Consider the following 16,417-nt stretch of genomic DNA (forward strand, 5'->3'; position numbering starts at 1 on the left):
GGGGCGCGCCGGAGCAAGCCGCCTGCGCTCACGGACGGCCCAATTGATGCAGAAAGATGCCTACATGCTCGAAGCCTTGCTCGACGAGCGATTCGAGCACGGGTGCGAGGTTCTGCAACAACAGGATCAGCACGATGAAGCCCACCGTGGAAGTGATGGGGAATCCAACCGCAAAAATGTTGAGTTGCGGCGCGCTGCGGGTGAGCACAGCCAGCGCGATATTGGTGATCAGCAGGGCGGCCACCACCGGCAGCGCGATCATTACCCCGCTGGCGAAGGCCACACTGACCATTCGCACCAGCACCAGCCAGGCATCGGCATGCATGGGCGACGCGCCGATGGGGATGAATTCGAAGCTGCGGACCACCACCTCGATGAGCATCAGGTGGCCGTTGAGGGCGAGAAAGAAGAGGGAGGCGATCAGCGTGAGAATTTCCGAGAGCACGGCGGTCTGCCCGGAGTTGTTCGGATCGAAGAATACCGCGAAGGAGAGACCCATCTGCAGGCCGATCATTTCACCGGCGGTATCCACGGCTGCCATTACCACACGGATGGCCAGGCCCATGGAGAGCCCGATCAATACCTGTTGGCCCATGATCAGCAATGCCTGCCAGGAGCCGGCGGGAATCGCGGGCGGAGGAGGGAGGGACGCCGCCACGGCCACGCCGATGATCACGCCCATGCCGATGCGGATGTTGCGGGGGATGGCGCGGTTGTTGAAGATCGGTGCGCTGCCGATCAGCCCCAGCACCCGCATCATCGGGAACAGCCAGGCGGTGATGAAGGCATCGAGCTGGGTGCTGGTGATCTGCAGCATCAGCCGATCAGCGTCGGAATGGCTTCGTAGAGCCGGCGGATGTAGTCGGTCATGGTGGTGATCATCCAGGGGCCGGCGAACAGCAGCATCACGAACATTGCCAGCAGCTTGGGCACGAACGAAAGCGTCATTTCGTTGATCTGCGTGGCAGCCTGCAGGATGCTTACGATCAGGCCGGTGACCAGCGCCGCTATCAGCATGGGCGCGGCCACGAACAGGCCGGCCTCCAGGGCGCCGCGGCCGATCTCGAGTACGGTGGTGGGAGTCATGCGGATTCTCCGGGAAACAGGGCTAGCCGAAACTCATCACCAGCGAGGAGATGAGCAGGTTCCAGCCGTCGACGAGCACAAAAAGCATCAGCTTGAAGGGTAGCGAGACGATCACTGGCGACATCATCATCATGCCCATGGACATCAGTACCGAGGCGACGACCATGTCGATCACCAGGAAGGGGATGTAGATGATGAAGCCAATCTGGAAAGCGGTTTTCAACTCGCTGGTGACGAAGGCGGGCACGATTACGCGCATGGGCAGATCTTCGGCGCGATCCACCGGCTCGGTCTTCGACAGGCGGGTGAACATGCTCAGATCCGGCTCGCGCACCTGCTTGAGCATGAAGGCCTTGAGCGGCACGCTGGCACGGGTGATGGCCTCATCGAACTGGATTTGGTCCTGCTGCAGCGGTACCCAGGCTTCGCGATAGACCTGGTCCAGCACCGGGGACATGATGAAGAAGCTCAGGAACAGTGCCATGCCTACCAGTACCTGGGCAGGCGGCGAGGTCTGCGTGCCCAGCGCATGGCGCAGCAGGGAGAAGACGATGATGATGCGCGTGAAGCTCGTCATCATCAGCACCACGGCTGGAATGAAGCTGAGTGCCGTGAGCATCAGCAGGGTCTGCACCGACAGGCTGTAGGTGGTGCCCCCACCTGTGGTTGGCGTGGCGGTCAGCGCGGGAACTGCCTGCGCCAGGGCAAGGCCCGGCATCAGCAGCAGGGCGATCAGGACGAAGAGCCTGAAGCGGCGATCATTGATCACGGCGGCGCTCCATCAGCTGGCGCAGCTTTGCGGCGAAATCCGGCGTGGCAGGCGTGCCTTCTGGAACGGAGGGCAAGGCAGACAGAGGCAGACGATGCAGCGGCGAGATACGTCCCGGGGCCACGCCCAGTACCAGTACCTCCTCGCCGACAGCGACCAGCACCACACGCTCGCGTGGCCCGACCGGCGTCGCGCTCAGCACACGCAGCGCGCCAGCCTTGGCGGCCTGCGCGCCCTGCAATCGGCGCAGCAGATGGAGAGCACCGAACAACAGTGCCAGCGTGACGCCCAACCCCAACAGCATCTGGCCGATGCCGGCCACGGCTGAGGGCGGCCCTTCGCTGGCCAGCGCGGCGCTTTGGAACAGACAGGCTGACAGGAGGACGAGGATTCTCACGGCAAGCTCACAGGACAGGGGATGATGTGAGCTTAGGCGCGACAGCCCGGAAAGCAGGCGCGGAAAAGCGCAACAAAAAGGCGGCAAATCCTGCCGCCCCTGGATATGGCCTGCAGTTGCGGTATCAGACGTGGTACTGGGCGACCGCCTTGCGCATGCGCTCGACGTTGTCCAGCAGCTTGTGCGAAGCCGACTCGGTGCCATGCGCGGCGGACAGGTTGTCGTCGGTAAGGTGGGCGAGCTGTTCCACGCTGCGCGACATCAGCAGCATGGCTTCATTCTGTTCGCCGGCGGCGTGCGAGATGTCCGCGACCTGCTGCGCCGTGGTCGTCATCTGTTCACGGATGGCGAGCAAGGCTTCGTGGGAGCGATGGACGAGATCGACACTGGCGTTGACCTGCCCGGCGCTGTCACGCATGCCGGAAACGGCATTGTGGGTATCGATCTGGATGTGCATGATCATCTGATCGATTTCCTGCGTGGCCTTGGCGGTGCGCTCGGCGAGCTTGCGTACCTCGTCGGCCACCACGGCGAAGCCGCGACCTTGCTCGCCGGCACGGGCGGCTTCGATGGCGGCGTTCAGCGCAAGCAGGTTGGTCTGGTCCGCGATTTCCTTGATGGTGGCTGCAACCTGGCCGATTTCGTCGGTACGGCTGCCCAGCTGCTCGACGGTTTCGGCCGAACGGCCGACGCTGCTCGCCAGCGTCTGAATCGATTCGGTGGCTTTTTCCGACAGGCTCGCGCCTTCCCGGGCCTGATCCCCCGCGTGCTGGGCCAGATCATGCGTGGCATCGGCATGCTGGGCGACTTCCCCGATGGAAACCGTCATCTCCTCCACGCCCGCCGCAGCCGACGCCGTGGCGTTGCTTTGGGTGTCAGCCGCAGAAACCAGCGTTTCCACGCTGTGATTGAGGCTGCTGGTGGCGTCGGATACTTCGCGCGTGGCGTCCTGCACGATCTGCAGCGTGGCACGCATGGCCGAGAGCAGGGTGTCGACACGTGTGGAGATCGAGCCGACCAGATCGGCCCGGGCATTGTTCAGATCACCACAAAGATCGCCACTGCTGAGGGCGTGTTCGGCGAAGTCGCGGATAGCACGCAGACGCGCATTGTTGCGCGGCAGGTGCCAGAAGAGGACGTAGAGACCCAGCGGCAGAAGCAACAGCGTGCCCAGCTGCAGCACTTGCCCCGGCCAGCTGGTGGCCAGTGGGGTGGAGATCAGGGTGATCAGGCTGATGAGCAGTGTCAGCACAACAAAGACGGCCAGGGCTGTCTGGAAGGAGAACAGGGTTTCGAACCAGGCGGAATGATTGGGCATGATGCGCCCATCCTGCACGCGGATGCGCTTGTCACCGGCGCGCAGCCTTGCGTAGGCCTGTTCGGCGGCTTTTACCTGCTGACGTGTGGGAGGCGTGCGCACCGACTGGTAGCCGACGATCTTGCCTTCTTCGCGCACGGGAGACGCATTGGCAATGACCCAGTAGAAGCCACCATCCTTGCGGCGGTTCTTGACCAATCCCTTCCAGGGACGCCCGGCCTTCAGGTTGACCCACATGTCCGCGAAAGCTGCCGGTGGCATGTCCGGGTGGCGGATCAGGTTGTGTGGTTCGCCGACCATTTCTTCGGGAGCGAAGCCGCTGATGTCTGCGAAGGCCTTGTTGGCGTGGGTGATGCGTCCCTTGAGGTCGGTGCGGGAATAGATGAAGGTGTCCGCAGGGACGAGGGTTTCGCGCTGGGTGACTGGCTGATTGATGCGCATGGTTTGGGCTGTACGGCAGGAAGGGAAAGAGCGATTCCTTTTGGGTGCTTACGACTTGCTGCGCCGCAACTTTATGCCGGGAGGGAAATAAAGCCGGGCAATGCGTAAAACCGTGACTTTGGTCACATTTTTACGACTTAAGTACTAAAACCTTGTTGACGAGCAGGGCGTCAGACCATGCCGGAGTGCCCACTCCGGCATGGCTTCTGCTGTTTCAGAGCCCGGAATAGGACGTCAGAAAAGACTGGGCGCGCGGGTGTTGCGGGCCGCTGAAGAAGGTCCTGGGGTCGTCACTTTCTTCAACGATGTTGCCGTGGTCGAAGAAGATCACGCGATCGGCCACGTCGCGGGCGAAACCCATTTCGTGCGTGACGATCAGCATGGTCATGCCGCTTTTGGCCAGATCCCGCATCACCTGCAGTACTTCGTTGACCATTTCCGGATCCAGGGCGGAAGTGGGTTCGTCGAACAGCATGATCTTGGGCTGCATCGCCAGCGCGCGTGCAATGGCCACGCGCTGCTGCTGGCCGCCTGAAAGCTGGGCCGGGTACTTGTGTGCATGAGCCGCCAGACCGACGCGCTGCAGAAGCTCCAGCGCCACCTGCTCGGCCTTCTCGCGATTCCAGTGGCGCACGCGGCGCGGCGCGAGCGTGATGTTGTCGAGCACAGTCTTGTGCGCGAACAGGTTGAAGCTCTGGAACACCATGCCGACTTCGGCGCGGACGGCGTCGATGCTCTTGAGGTCGTCATCCAGTGTGATGCCGTCGACAATGATGTGGCCGGAGTCCTGCCGTTCAAGGCGGTTGATGGTGCGCAGCAGGGTGGATTTGCCCGAGCCGGAGGGGCCGATGATGCAGACGACCTCGCCTTCGCGGAAGGTGACCGAGACACCGTTCAGCGCGGTGAAACTGCCCCAGGCCTTGCGGACATTTTCGATGCGGATGATCTGTTTGCCGGTGCGTGTGCTCATGCTTTTCCCCGCGAAAGTTTGCGTTCCAGGGCCGCGGCAAACTGGGTGAAGGTGGTGGTGAGAATCAGGTAGATGACAGCCACGGTGATGAACACCGGTACAGGCTAAAAGCTTTCGGCCTGCACCCGGCTGCTGACCATGGAGAGTTCCACGACGCCGATGGCGTAGGCCAGAGAGGAGTCCTTGAGCAGTGCGACCATGTTGTTGGCCAGTGGCGGCAGTGAGATACGCACGGCCTGGGGCAACACCACATCCCAGAAGGTGAAGAGTGGATTCAGGCCCAGCGAGCGGGCTGCCTCGATCTGACCGTGTGGCACGGCGTTGATGCCGGCGCGGATCACCTCCGCGTTGTAGGCGCCGACGTTGAGCGAGAGCGCGATCACGGCAGTCCAGAATTCCGAGATCTGCAGCGGGATGTTGAGATCCTGAAGCAGTGCGGGAACGGCGAGAAAGAAGAACAGGATCTGCAGCAGCAGCGGTGTGCCGCGGATCACCCAGACGTAGAAGTCTGCCAGCCAGCGCAGCGGCGCCACGTGCGAGCGCTTGCCCATGGCGGTGACCACACCGAGCACCAGACCGATGACTGCGGAGACCAGCGTGAGCTTGATGGTGGTCAGTGCGCCATCGGAGAACTGTTCGGCGGCGGGGCCGATCGGGGCTGGCAGCATGGCCAGCGGCATGGACATCAGACCGAGAATCAGTGCCAGGCCGAGCATGGCGCCGATGAGCGTCAGCGAGTCGCGGTCTTGGAGAATATTTTTCATTGTATTCAAGAACGGAAAAGGCACACCTCATGCGAGATGTGCCCCGGTGGATGGAGGCGTTGCCGCTGGATCAATTCAGGCAGGTCACGTCTTCCTTGAAATACTTCTCCGAGATGCGTTTGAGCGTGCCGTCAGAGTTCAGATCCTTGAGGGTCTGGTTCAGCTGGCCCAGCAGCTCGGGATTGCCCTTGCGCAGGATCATGGCCACGCGTTCGACGAACAGCAATTCCCCGGACTTAAGCTTGTTGCCGGATTTTTGTACGGCGGTCTGGGCCACGAAGCGGTCGGTGACCCAGGCGTCGATACGGCCACCGAGCAGTGCCTGCTGGGCGTCGGTATCCTTCGGATAGGTCTTCACTTCCTTGGCGCCGCTGACCTTGCGCGCGGCATCGGCGTAGGTGGTGGCCAGCTGCACACCCAGTGTCTTGCCTTGCAGTTCGGCAGCCTTCAGCGGGCCTCCAGGCTTGGCGACGATCTGACCACCTGAGCAATAGTGCGGCAGGGTGAAGTCCACGGATTTCTGGCGCTCTTCGGTGATGCCGTGGCTGGCGATGGCGACATCGAAGCGATCCTGAGCGATGGCTGCAACCTGGGCATCGAAGCCCAGCGTGCGCCAGTCGAGCTTGAGATTGAGCTTCTTGGCGATGGCTTCCATGACGTCAACTTCATAGCCAGTGAGCTTGCCACCCTGGAAATAGTTGAACGGAGGATAGGCGCCTTCGGTGGCGGCGATCAGCGTGCCGGTCTGCTTGATGGTCGCCCAGTCACGGGCTTGCAAGGTGGGTGCTGCACAGACCAGGCCAAGGGCCAGGGCAATGGCAGAAATGGAGCGCATGGAGCGGTTTCTCCTGAATGAACGGTTTTGCCCCTCTGGGCGAGGGGTGTAATGGTAGCCGGGAGTGGCCAGTGTTTGAACAGCTGTTTTTACGCGAGCACCCCGTCAGCGATGCATCCGTGGCGGGAGAGGCCCGTGCCAGCTGCCATAAGCAAGCCAGGTGCCAGCAGCATGCAGGCACTGAATCCGGGCTGGCAGCGCGGTTTTCGGCATTCGGACGGCATTGTCTGGTGCCGTCAGGCACCAATTTGGGGAGCCTTTGGGCGCTTTCCTGCGCCACGATCTGGTGCGGGAACCCCGCTGTATCGGGGGATGCGTCGGCGACTTTCGATCAGGAACGCAGTTTGCGGACGCGTTCCGAGGGGGTGATGATGTCGGTGAGGCGGATACCGAACTTGTCGTTGACCACCACGACTTCGCCTTGCGCGATCAGGGTGCCGTTGACCAGTACGTCCATCGGTTCGCCGGCGAGTGCATCCAGTTCCACGACGGAGCCATGGGCCAGCTGCAGCAGATTGCGGATCGAGATGCGCGTACGTCCCAGCTCCACCGTGAGCTGCACGGGGATGTCGAGGATCAGCTCGTAATCATTCATGCTGCTGGGCTTGGCGCCCGTGCCATCGAAGCTGGGAAACAGATCGGTGGCGGGTTGGGCCTCGGCAGCCATCGCGGCATCGGCGGCGGCCTGTTCCTGCATCGCGGCCGCCCAGTCGTCGCCAACGTCTTCCTGGGATTCTTCGTTGGGCAGATCGGTGTCAGTCATGGTCCTCTCCTTTGACGCCGAGTTTGCTGGCGATCAGGTTGATTTCGGTATCCTCGGGATGGATGAACTGCTCCACGCGCAGGGCATAGCGTCCGCCCTGTATGCCGTATTTGCATTCGAGGATGTTGACGCCATCGATGTGGGCGTTGATGTTTTCCGGGATGTCCAGCGGAATGATGTCGCCGACCTTAAGATTGGCAACCTGGCGCAGCGAGACCCGGGTGGAGCCCAGATCGGCCGTGAGCTTGACATCCACACCGCTGAGCTGACGCTACATGAGACTGACCCAGCGCTTGTCCTGGGTGATGTGGTCTGACTGCATCGAACTGTAGAGGATGTCGCGGATCGGCTCCACCATCGAGTAGGGGAAGCAGATGTGCATCTCGGCCTGCGCACCGCCGAATTCGAGTGTGAATGAGGTGGCCACGACGATTTCGCTGGGCGTGGCGATGTTGGCAAACTGCGAGTTCATCTCGCTGCGGATGTACTCGAACTGGATCTGGAACACAGGTGACCAGGCTCGCTCGTATTCGGCGAACACCACACGCAGCAGCCCCTGGATGATGCGTTGTTCGGTGGCCGTGAAGTCGCGCCCTTCGACACGGGTGTGGAAGCGCCCGTCGCCACCGAACATGTTGTCGACGACGAGAAACACCAGATTCGGATCGAAGACGATTAGGCCGGTGCCACGCAGGGGTTTGGCCAGGACCAGGTTGAGGTTGGTAGGAACGACGAGGTTACGCACGAACTCGCTGTACTTCTGTACTCGGATCGGGCCGACCGATACCTCGGCATTGCGGTGCATGTAGTTGAAGAGGCCGATGCGCAGATAGCGCGCGTAACGCTCGTGGATCAGCTCCAGCGTGGGCATGCGCCCGCGCACGATGCGTTCCTGCGTGGCGATGTTGTACGGGCGGATGCCCGAACCGTCGTCAGCATTCTGCTCAGGTTCGTCCAGTTCGCCGGTCACGCCTTTGAGCAGCGCGTCGACTTCTTCCTGGGAGAGAAAATCCTGTGCCATGTCAGCCTCTTTTGCTCAGCCTTGCCTCACTGCACGATGAACTGGGTGAAGAACACCGAAATCACCGGCGCAGCGGTTGCCGTGGGCGTCACGCGTTTGCTGTCGGCAGGCGGTGCATAGCCGAGGATCTCATTGATGATGTCACGCAAGTCCTCGGAAAGCGCATGGCGCCCATCTGGCGTGGTGATTTCGGAAGCCTTCTTGGATGCCAGGTAGGCCAGTACTTCGTGGCGCACCTGGGGCATCAGCAGCTTGATCGTGTCGCCCGTCTTGATGTCGGATACACGCAAGGTGGCCACGATCTGCAGGTATTGCTCGACGCCTTCCGGTTGCAGGTTCACCGTAAATGGCTCCAGGGGCACGAAGACGGGTGGGCTCTTCGGATCGAACGTGACCTGTGCGGGAAGCGGTGCCGAGGCGGCTACCGGTTCTGCAGCTTCGCCCTTGTTCTGGTTGTGCCGGGTCAGCAGCAGCAACGCCCCCACGCCCACCACGGCAAGCAGGAGCAGGATGATGGCGATCAGGATGAAGAGCTTGAGCCGGCTCTTGGGTGGCGCGGCTGGGGCTTCGGCGGCAGGTTTTGGAGCTTCCTTGGTGGCCATGTTGAATAGTCCTGTGGGCTTTTCTGTTCGATTGTCCTGCTTTAGAGCAGGCTCCCAAGTTTCGATTAACGGCGCTTGGGCGGCCCAAATGAAGGCTTAGGCGAAGATATCGATCATGCCACGCCCGCTGCGCACCGCGCTCTGGCTCAGCAGGGAAGCAGGGACGGACATGTCGCCATCACCGCCGCGTCCGCCACCTGCGTTGCCGCGCTGGGTGTTTTCGCTGCCGCCGGCGTGTTCGCTCTGGCCTGAGCCCACGTTTGCTTGCCCGAGCTGGATGCCTGCCTGGGCCAGGATTTCACGCAGCCTTGGCATGGCGTCCTGCAGGGTTTCACGGGCCAGGGCGTTGGCTGCCACGAAACTGGCCTGAGCCTGATCTCCCTGCAGATTGATGGATACCTGAATCTTGCCAAGCTGTGGCGGGGTCAGCGTCAGCTCGGCCAGTCCGTTGTCGTGGCTGGCGGACCATACCACTTTCTGACCGAGCTCTTCAGTCCAGCCTCGGCTGCCCACGGGGGTCTGCACCACGTGCTGCGTGGGGGTCTCGCGGGCGGCCTCCGCGGCTTTGTTCTGGACACCATGTTGCGCCATTGCTTGGCTGAGGTTCTCGGCAAAACTGTCTGCGCCGTTCACTGCAGTTTTGGCAACGTCGGCGCCCGCGGTTTCGATCTCGCCGGTGGCAGCCTGTACCTGGGGTGTGGTCTGCGTGGCGGCCTGGCCGCGGCTGCTGCGCAGCCCCGTGTCGGTCAGGGCCAGCTCTTCACCTTCGGCGCCCTCCGTGTTCTCGGTGATTCCGGCGGCCAGTTCCGGTCGCGGTGCGGCGGCAGGGATTGCCGGCGTGCTGGCGAGCGTTGCCGTCTGCTGATTGCCGCCGTCGGTCAGTAGATTGATCGTATCGATCTCGGCTTCGGTCTCCGTGGTGTCCTGCTCCGCACGAGGTTTGGTCTCGCTGGTGGGCTGGGCCTGCTCCGCGTTGTTCGCCGGGGCCTTGGCTGAAGCCTTGTCCTGCTTGCTCTGACTGGCCTGATTGCCGGTGGTCGCAGGTTTGCGGGCCTCCAGTGCCTTGACGAAGGCATCACCTTCGGTGTCGCCTGCATTGGCGGGCCGGGCCGACAGAGCTGCCTGGATCTGGGAGACGGGATTGACGTTGGCGCTGGCCATGACTGCTTACCTCGGAGGGATGACTCTGGGCAGCATTCAGCAAAGGCTGTGCCAGCACCTTGCCGATGCATTCGCAAGTACGCCTTACTGCCGCGCCAGGCGGGTTTTGGCGATAATTGCGGCCACCATGATCGATATCGTCCTGCATCAACCTGAGATTCCGCCCAACACGGGCAACATCATCCGTTTGTGCGCCAATACGCGCGCACGTCTGCACCTGGTCGAACCCTTGGGGTTCGAGCTGACGGACAAGACACTGGCACGCGCCGGCATGGATTACGCCGAACTGGCAATCGTGACGCGCTATCCGGATTGGGCCAGCTGCAAAGCTGCGCTGGCAGGGCGGCGCTTCTTCGCGCTGACCACCAAGGGCAGCGTGCGCTACGACAGCGTGACCTTCCAGCCTGGCGATGTGGTGGTTTTCGGTGCTGAGTCCTGTGGATTGCCACCTGCCGTGCTCGCAGAATTCCCGGATTCCGTACGCCTGCGTCTGCCCATGCCGCCCGGCGTGCGCAGCGTAAATCTGTCCAACACCGTGGCGGTGGTGGCCTATGAAGCTTGGCGCCAGATGGGTTTCCCCGGCGGGGTGTGATGATGGATTGTTTTGGCTGGCACAATGGCAGCCCCCGTTTCTGATTGATCAAAGTCATCGGCGACGGGATCGCCGGGGAATCGTCGGGTCGGGCTGCGGTCAACTTGATTAGAATTTCACCGGGGTCCGCGCAGGTGGCGCGAGAGCCTCCCTCTACTAGCTGACAAACACAAGGAACCATGGAAAAGAAATGTCGGATCGCCCTTTTCGGCGAATGCATGATCGAGTTGCGTGGAGAGATGTTCGGCACCATGCAGCAGACCTTCGGGGGCGATACCCTGAACACGGCGGTCTATCTGGCGCGTCTGGGCGCGGATAGCGGCATCCAGGTGTCCTACGCGACCCAGTTGGGTACCGACGCGTTCAGCGAACGCATGGTTTCCGCCTGGGAAAAGGAGGGCATCGATACCTGCATGGTGCGTCGAGTCGAAGGCAAGATGCCCGGTCTCTACACCATCCAGGTCGATGACACCGGCGAGCGCACCTTCTATTACTGGCGCGACATGAGTGCCGCCAAGGACTTCTTTGTCGGTCAGGACAACAGCAGTCTGCTCGAGCAGCATATCGACGAACTGGATGTGCTCTATTTCAGCGGTATCAGCTTGGCCGTGCTGCCGGACTCCGGGCGTGAAACGCTGTTCCGTCTGGCGGAACGCCTGCGTGCGCGGGGCGGCAAGGTGTTTTTCGACAACAACTACCGTCCGCGCGTATGGCGGGGAGACTCACGTACCCAGGAATGGTACGACCGTGCCTTCGCCTGCGCCGATCTGACCCTGATCACCCTGGAAGACAACGCTGCGCTCTACGGCCTCGACGAGGAGTCCGCGCTGGCGCACGCCTACTCGTTGCCCTGCGAAGAAGTGGTGATCAAGCGTGGCGCCGATCCCACGATCATCCGCCTGCGTGGTCAGGAACCGCTGCTTGTGCCGACCTTCCGTGTCGACAAGGTGGTGGATACTACCGGGGCAGGGGATTCCTTTGCCGGGGGCTATCTGGCTGCCCGCCTGGCGGGTCGTCCACCTGAGGTGGCCGGTCGTTATGGCAACAAGCTTGCCTCCATCGTGGTGCAGTATCCGGGAGCCATCATTCCCATGACGGCGATGCCCGTTTTCTTCTTCGGTTGAGCATCATCAGGCTGGCAGGCGCTGCCTGTCAGCCTGCCTGACTTAGGGTTTACATAGGCTTAAGTTGTCAGGCAACTAGGCCTAATCTGTCGCAGATTCTTCGAATTTGTCAGGCGTATTGACCCTCGGTCGAGTGGCCATCGCCCGACTTCCATGACCCAGGAAGGAGCAAGAACGTGGCTGCACTCAACCGTACTACCCTCGCCGGCATCACTCCGAATGCGGAATACCAGCCCGATGCCTCCGCTGGCAAGCCGCCGGTACGCATCCTGCAGATCGGCGATGGTAATTTCCTGCGTGCCTTCGTCGACTGGCTGGTCGATGTCACCAATGGCGCCGGTCTGTTCAACGGTCGCGTGACCATCGCCCAACCGCTCGCGCGCGGCATCGCGGATCTGCTCAACGCTCAAGACGGCCTCTACACCGTGATCCTGCGTGGCGTGCAGGGTGGCAAGACGGTGGAAAGCCGCCGCATCGTCAGCTGCATCGAAAACAGCCTGAATCCGTATTCCCAATGGCAGGAAATGCTGGCCCTGGCCGCAAATCCCAGCCTGCGCTTCGTGGTTTCCAACACCACCGAAGCCGGTATTGCCGACGTGGCCGAAGCGCAGGGTGACCAATGCCCCGATAGCTTCCCTGCCAAGGTCGTGGCCCTGCTGTGGGCGCGTTACCAGGCGCTGGGCGGTACGGCTGCCTCCGGTCTGGTGTTCCTGCCCTGTGAGCTGATCGAAGCCAACGGCAGCAAGCTGCGCAGCATCGTGCTGCAGTACGCCAAGCGCTGGAACCTGCCGGAAGCTTTCGCGGCCTGGGTCGAAGCCCACAACCATTTCTGCAATACACTGGTCGACCGTATCGTGCCGGGCTATCCCGCCGCCGAAGCGGAAAAGCTGTGTGCCGACCTGGGCTATACCGACAAGCTGCTGGTCACCGCCGAGCCTTTCCTGCTCTGGGTGATCGAAGGCCCGGCCCATCTAGCCGAAGAGTTCCCGCTGCACAAGGCTGGTCTGGACGTGGTGTGGACAGACGATCTGCAGCCCTACCGTACGCGCAAGGTGCGCATCCTCAACGGCGCGCATACCGCTTCCTCGCTGGCTTCCTATTGTGCCGGCCTGGATACTGTGCAGCAGATGACTGAGGATCCGGTGGTGTCCACCTACCTCAAGCGCGTGATGTTCGAAGAGATCGTGCCTTTCGTGCCGCTGCCCGATGCAGAGCGTCGTGCCTATGCCGATTCCATCATGGAGCGTTTCGCCAATCCGCACATCCGCCACGAATTGATCTCCATCGCGCTGAACTCCGTGTCCAAGTGGCAGGTGCGTGTGTTGCCGACCGTGAAGGATTACGTGGCCAAGCATGGCAAAGCGCCTGCCGGGTTGGCGTTCTCGCTGGCTGCGCTGCTGAATTTCTATCACGGCCAGTTCGGCGCCGATGGCGAGTACACCGGTCAGCGCGAAGCTGGCAGCTACCCGATTCGTGACAACCCCGAGGTGCTGGCGGCGCTGAGCGAAGCCTGGCGTGGCTGGCAGGAAGGTGATGATCTGGCCGCACGCGTGCGTGGCATCCTGGCCGATGCCCGTCTGTGGGGCGAGGATCTCAACCTGGTGGCCGGGCTGGCTGATCAGGTCGTGCGTGCCCTGGCAGGCATCAAGGCGCAAGGCGTGAAGGCCACAATGGCCGCGCTCTGATCTCTCAAGACAGTCGCCGAGCCGCTCCGGGATCTTCAGCCCCCACGGGGCGGCTTGAGCCGAACAGGCCAAGCGGGGGCTCGTTCACCACCCAGCCAGACTTCAAGCAAGGAATCATCATGGACGCCTCCATTGCCATCCGCCTGCATACCAACGACGATGTGGTCATTGCCACGCGCCAGTTGATGCCAGGCAACACCATTCCCGGTGAAACCTGCACCGTGCGCGATCTCATCCCCCCCGGCCACAAGGTGGCAGCACATGACATCGCGGCCGGTGCGCCGGTACGCCGCTACAACCAGATCATCGGTTTTGCCAAGGAAGCTATCGCGGCCGGCGCGCATGTGCACGTGAAGAACCTCACCGTGGGTGAGTTCGAGCGGGACTATGCGATCGGCACGGCCAAGTACGAGCCCGCAAAGGTGGCGGAGCCTGCAAGCTTCATGGGCTACAAGCGCCCGAACGGCAAGGTGGGAACCCGCAACTACATCGGCGTGGTGGCATCGGTGAACTGTTCGGCCACGGTGGTGCGCGCAATCGCCAACCATTTCAACCGCGAAAGATTGGCAGCCTTCCCGCACGTGGATGGCGTCGTGCCGATGCCCCACCCGCTGGGTTGCGGCATGAACAGTGCAGGCGAGGGCATGCTGGCCCTCAGGCGCACCATGGTGGGCTATGCCCAGCATCCGAACTTCGCAGGCATCCTCTTCGTCGGCCTGTGTTGCGAGATGAACCAGGTCCAGCCGCTGATCGAAGAAATCGGCGCCTACGAACCTGGCATGCTGGACAGCGTCAACATCCAGGATCTCGGTGGGACTTCCAAGGCCATCGCGAAGGGGATCGAACTGGTGGAAGCGATGCTGCCCAAGGCCAATTCCTACGTGCGTTCGCCCGCCCCGATCAGTCATCTGATCGTCGGCCTGAACTGTGGTGGCTCGGATGGTTACTCCGGCATCACGGCCAATCCGGCACTGGGTGGCGCGGTCGACCTGCTGGTGGCGCATGGTGCAACCGCCGTGCTGGCCGAGACACCGGAAATCTATGGTGCCGAGCACCTGCTCACGCGCCGTGCGGCAACTCCTGAAATTGCCGAGAAGCTCATCGGCCGCATCGCCTGGTGGAAGCATTACACCAGCGTGAATGGTGGCGAGATGGACAACAACCCCTCCGTGGGTAACAAGGCTGGTGGCCTGACCACCATCCTCGAGAAATCACTCGGCGCGGTCGCCAAGGGCGGTACCACCACCCTCAATGGCGTATTCGAATATGCCGAGCTGATCACGGCGAAGGGCTTCGTGTACATGGACACGCCCGGATATGACCCAGTCTCCGTGACCGGACTGGCCGCGGGCGGTGCGCAGATCGTCTGTTTCACCACCGGACGTGGTTCGGCCTTTGGCTGTGCCGGCGTGCCCACGCTCAAGCTGGCGACCAACAACGCTCTGTGGGAACGTCAGCGCGAGGATATGGACATCAACTGCGGTGATCTGCTCGATGGCGTGTCGATGCAGGAGATCAGCCGGCGCATCTTCGATTCCATCATCCTTCACGCCTCTGGCGAGAAATGCCGCAGTGAGGTCGCCGGCTACGGCAACGACGAATTCCTGCCCTGGCAGATCGGCGCGGTGATGTAAGCATTCTCTCCTCTGTGTCTTGAAGGCCGGTCAGCAATGACCGGCCCTTTTTTTGCCGCCGGGCCGCCCCAAGGCAAGTACCCCTTCGGGGCAGCACCGCCGCGTTAGCGGCAAGCGCGGGGGCCTTTTTTGGCTACGGCTCCATGGTCCGAATAAGGCCGCCCATGCGAGCCTGCGTGCCCACCGGCACGAGCAGACTCAATTGTCGAAGAGCGCGTCGATATCCGCCTGTAATTCATCGTTGCTGACGACGGCAAGCGGTGCCGTGATCAGGCCGGCGGCGAGCAGGTCTTCGTAGCGTTTCACCAGGTTGCGCCCGTTGGCCTTGCAGTAGTACAGCGCTTCGTCCGCGCGGCTGAGAATTTCTGCGGGCGTCAGGCTGGGGTCGATCTGTACGTAGCCCACCGAGCAGGTCACCTGGCCGACTTGCGGGAAATCATGGGTTTCGACGGCCAGCCTGAAGCGCTCGAACACCGCGGCGGCACTGCACTTGCTGACGAAGCGCAGCATCACCACGAACTCCTCACCGCCAAACCGGAACAGGCGGTCGCTGGTGCGGAAATTCCGCTTGAGCAGATCGGCCACCCGGATCAGCACTTCATCGCCGAAGAGATGGCCGAAGTTGTCGTTGATGCGCTTGAAACGATCGATGTCCACAACGCCAAGCCAGCAACTGGGGATCTTGTCCGGATCCGTCTCGAATTCCTCTTCCTCGCGCTGCTGCGCGGCTTCGGCCATCGAGATGAAACGGTCGAAGTTTTCGTCGAAGGTCTTGCGGTTGTGCAGACGTGTAAGCGTATCCAGTTCGGCATAGTCCAGCAGGCCGATGTGTTCCGCATAGATCCCGAGCAGTTCGTGCACGCAATCGTTCAGCCCGTCGCTGGGCAGAGCATCGCAATGCACTTCGGCAATCGCCACCGGCATGCCCTGCGGCCCCACGGCGAAGGCGAGGATGTAGCCGGCGCCCTCTACATCCCGCATCGCCACGCCACCTTCCGCGTGTGCGGCCTCTTCCAGCAAGGGGGCCGCGGTCAGCAGCGTTTCGTCCAGATCGAAATGGTCCAGGTTCGTGGTGGCGGATTCCCCGCCTGCCACGGCCCATGCCAATGGCGTGGCGACGTAGTTGTCCTGGGTGGCACGGAAACCATGCAACAGGGCAAAACGTGCATCCAGGATTTCCAGGCAGGTCACCACCAATGATTCGGCAATGATCAGGCGATCCCGCGAAGCTTCGAGAGACTGGAGTTTTTTTGAG

At 62.1% G+C, this 16,417-nt stretch carries 16 protein-coding genes and 1 pseudogene; 4 read left to right on the plus strand and 13 right to left on the minus strand.

What is annotated here, in order from left to right; translation table 11 throughout:
• Positions 1-28: 28 nt before the first annotated feature.
• The 12 genes and pseudogenes from fliR to BGI27_RS08165 form a co-directional block, all read right to left on the minus strand.
• A complete protein-coding gene (gene fliR, locus BGI27_RS08110) occupies positions 29-817 on the minus strand; it encodes a flagellar biosynthetic protein FliR (protein ID WP_095524377.1) in 789 nt (262 codons plus the stop codon).
• The gene (gene fliQ, locus BGI27_RS08115) at positions 817-1,086 is read right to left on the minus strand and encodes a flagellar biosynthesis protein FliQ (RefSeq protein WP_095524378.1); all 270 of its coding nucleotides are present in this window, start codon (positions 1,084-1,086) and stop codon (positions 817-819) included. The genes fliR and fliQ overlap by 1 nt, the downstream gene beginning before the upstream one ends.
• Before the next feature lie 22 nt (positions 1,087-1,108).
• Positions 1,109-1,804 carry a flagellar type III secretion system pore protein FliP gene (fliP, locus tag BGI27_RS08120; protein ID WP_095524405.1) on the minus strand — a complete coding sequence of 232 codons (696 nt, stop codon included), beginning with the start codon at positions 1,802-1,804 and terminating at the stop codon, positions 1,109-1,111.
• 40 nt (positions 1,805-1,844) lie between these two features.
• A complete protein-coding gene (fliO, locus tag BGI27_RS08125; RefSeq protein WP_223871689.1) occupies positions 1,845-2,252 on the minus strand; it encodes a flagellar biosynthetic protein FliO in 408 nt (135 codons plus the stop codon).
• A gap of 124 nt (positions 2,253-2,376) precedes the next feature.
• Positions 2,377-4,011: a methyl-accepting chemotaxis protein gene (locus BGI27_RS08130; protein ID WP_095524379.1), complete on the minus strand. Its 1,635-nt coding sequence runs from the start codon at positions 4,009-4,011 to the stop codon at positions 2,377-2,379.
• 214 nt (positions 4,012-4,225) lie between these two features.
• Positions 4,226-4,957: an amino acid ABC transporter ATP-binding protein gene (locus tag BGI27_RS08135; RefSeq protein WP_141239736.1), complete on the minus strand. Its 732-nt coding sequence runs from the start codon at positions 4,955-4,957 to the stop codon at positions 4,226-4,228.
• A gap of 128 nt (positions 4,958-5,085) precedes the next feature.
• Positions 5,086-5,745 carry an amino acid ABC transporter permease gene (locus BGI27_RS08140; RefSeq protein WP_223871690.1) on the minus strand — a complete coding sequence of 220 codons (660 nt, stop codon included), beginning with the start codon at positions 5,743-5,745 and terminating at the stop codon, positions 5,086-5,088.
• A gap of 70 nt (positions 5,746-5,815) precedes the next feature.
• Positions 5,816-6,580: an ABC transporter substrate-binding protein gene (locus BGI27_RS08145; protein WP_095524381.1), complete on the minus strand. Its 765-nt coding sequence runs from the start codon at positions 6,578-6,580 to the stop codon at positions 5,816-5,818.
• A 331-nt stretch (positions 6,581-6,911) separates the two neighbouring features.
• Entirely contained in the window at positions 6,912-7,343 is a 432-nt protein-coding gene (gene fliN / locus BGI27_RS08150) for a flagellar motor switch protein FliN (protein WP_095524382.1), read from the minus strand.
• Positions 7,336-8,364: pseudogene (fliM, locus tag BGI27_RS08155) on the minus strand (flagellar motor switch protein FliM). The gene fliN and the pseudogene fliM overlap by 8 nt, the downstream one beginning before the upstream one ends.
• A 26-nt stretch (positions 8,365-8,390) precedes the next feature.
• Complete coding sequence (locus tag BGI27_RS08160; RefSeq protein WP_095524383.1) at positions 8,391-8,966, minus strand: flagellar basal body-associated FliL family protein; 576 nt, start codon at positions 8,964-8,966, stop codon at positions 8,391-8,393.
• Positions 8,967-9,062: 96 nt separating this feature from the next.
• The gene (locus tag BGI27_RS08165) at positions 9,063-10,127 is read right to left on the minus strand and encodes a flagellar hook-length control protein FliK (protein WP_095524384.1); all 1,065 of its coding nucleotides are present in this window, start codon (positions 10,125-10,127) and stop codon (positions 9,063-9,065) included.
• 127 nt (positions 10,128-10,254) lie between these two features.
• On the opposite strand from BGI27_RS08165, the gene BGI27_RS08170 reads away from it, so the two are divergent.
• From BGI27_RS08170 to BGI27_RS08185, 4 genes are all read left to right on the plus strand, one after another.
• Complete coding sequence (locus BGI27_RS08170; RefSeq protein WP_095524385.1) at positions 10,255-10,719, plus strand: tRNA (cytidine(34)-2'-O)-methyltransferase; 465 nt, start codon at positions 10,255-10,257, stop codon at positions 10,717-10,719.
• Positions 10,720-10,898: 179 nt separating this feature from the next.
• Positions 10,899-11,843 (plus strand): sugar kinase, encoded by a 945-nt coding sequence (locus BGI27_RS08175; RefSeq protein ID WP_095524386.1) that lies wholly within the window; start codon positions 10,899-10,901, stop codon positions 11,841-11,843.
• Positions 11,844-12,019: 176 nt separating this feature from the next.
• The gene (locus tag BGI27_RS08180; protein ID WP_095524387.1) at positions 12,020-13,528 is read left to right on the plus strand and encodes a tagaturonate reductase; all 1,509 of its coding nucleotides are present in this window, start codon (positions 12,020-12,022) and stop codon (positions 13,526-13,528) included.
• Between the two features lie 119 nt (positions 13,529-13,647).
• A complete protein-coding gene (locus BGI27_RS08185; RefSeq protein ID WP_095524388.1) occupies positions 13,648-15,162 on the plus strand; it encodes a UxaA family hydrolase in 1,515 nt (504 codons plus the stop codon).
• A 198-nt stretch (positions 15,163-15,360) separates the two neighbouring features.
• On the opposite strand, the gene BGI27_RS08190 is transcribed toward BGI27_RS08185, so the two are convergent.
• Complete coding sequence (locus tag BGI27_RS08190) at positions 15,361-16,353, minus strand: GGDEF domain-containing protein (protein ID WP_141239735.1); 993 nt, start codon at positions 16,351-16,353, stop codon at positions 15,361-15,363.
• Positions 16,354-16,417 lie beyond the last annotated feature (64 nt).

The organism is Candidatus Dactylopiibacterium carminicum (assembly GCF_014736495.1).
GTDB classification, from domain to species: Bacteria; Pseudomonadota; Gammaproteobacteria; order Burkholderiales; family Rhodocyclaceae; genus Uliginosibacterium; species Uliginosibacterium carminicum.

What these genes read in the sequence shown, in the direction of transcription:
- fliR (WP_095524377.1), bottom strand. Translation starts at nt 817, where the DNA reads ATGCTGCAGATCACCAGCACCCAGCTCGATGCCTTCATCACCGCCTGG.
- fliQ (WP_095524378.1), bottom strand. Translation starts at nt 1,086, where the DNA reads ATGACTCCCACCACCGTACTCGAGATCGGCCGCGGCGCCCTGGAGGCC.
- fliP (WP_095524405.1), bottom strand. Translation starts at nt 1,804, where the DNA reads ATGCCGGGCCTTGCCCTGGCGCAGGCAGTTCCCGCGCTGACCGCCACG.
- BGI27_RS08130 (WP_095524379.1), bottom strand. Translation starts at nt 4,011, where the DNA reads ATGCGCATCAATCAGCCAGTCACCCAGCGCGAAACCCTCGTCCCTGCG.
- BGI27_RS08140 (WP_223871690.1), bottom strand. Translation starts at nt 5,745, where the DNA reads ATGAAAAATATTCTCCAAGACCGCGACTCGCTGACGCTCATCGGCGCC.
- BGI27_RS08145 (WP_095524381.1), bottom strand. Translation starts at nt 6,580, where the DNA reads ATGCGCTCCATTTCTGCCATTGCCCTGGCCCTTGGCCTGGTCTGTGCA.
- fliN (WP_095524382.1), bottom strand. Translation starts at nt 7,343, where the DNA reads ATGACTGACACCGATCTGCCCAACGAAGAATCCCAGGAAGACGTTGGC.
- BGI27_RS08160 (WP_095524383.1), bottom strand. Translation starts at nt 8,966, where the DNA reads ATGGCCACCAAGGAAGCTCCAAAACCTGCCGCCGAAGCCCCAGCCGCG.
- BGI27_RS08165 (WP_095524384.1), bottom strand. Translation starts at nt 10,127, where the DNA reads ATGGCCAGCGCCAACGTCAATCCCGTCTCCCAGATCCAGGCAGCTCTG.
- BGI27_RS08170 (WP_095524385.1), top strand. Translation starts at nt 10,255, where the DNA reads ATGATCGATATCGTCCTGCATCAACCTGAGATTCCGCCCAACACGGGC.
- BGI27_RS08175 (WP_095524386.1), top strand. Translation starts at nt 10,899, where the DNA reads ATGGAAAAGAAATGTCGGATCGCCCTTTTCGGCGAATGCATGATCGAG.
- BGI27_RS08185 (WP_095524388.1), top strand. Translation starts at nt 13,648, where the DNA reads ATGGACGCCTCCATTGCCATCCGCCTGCATACCAACGACGATGTGGTC.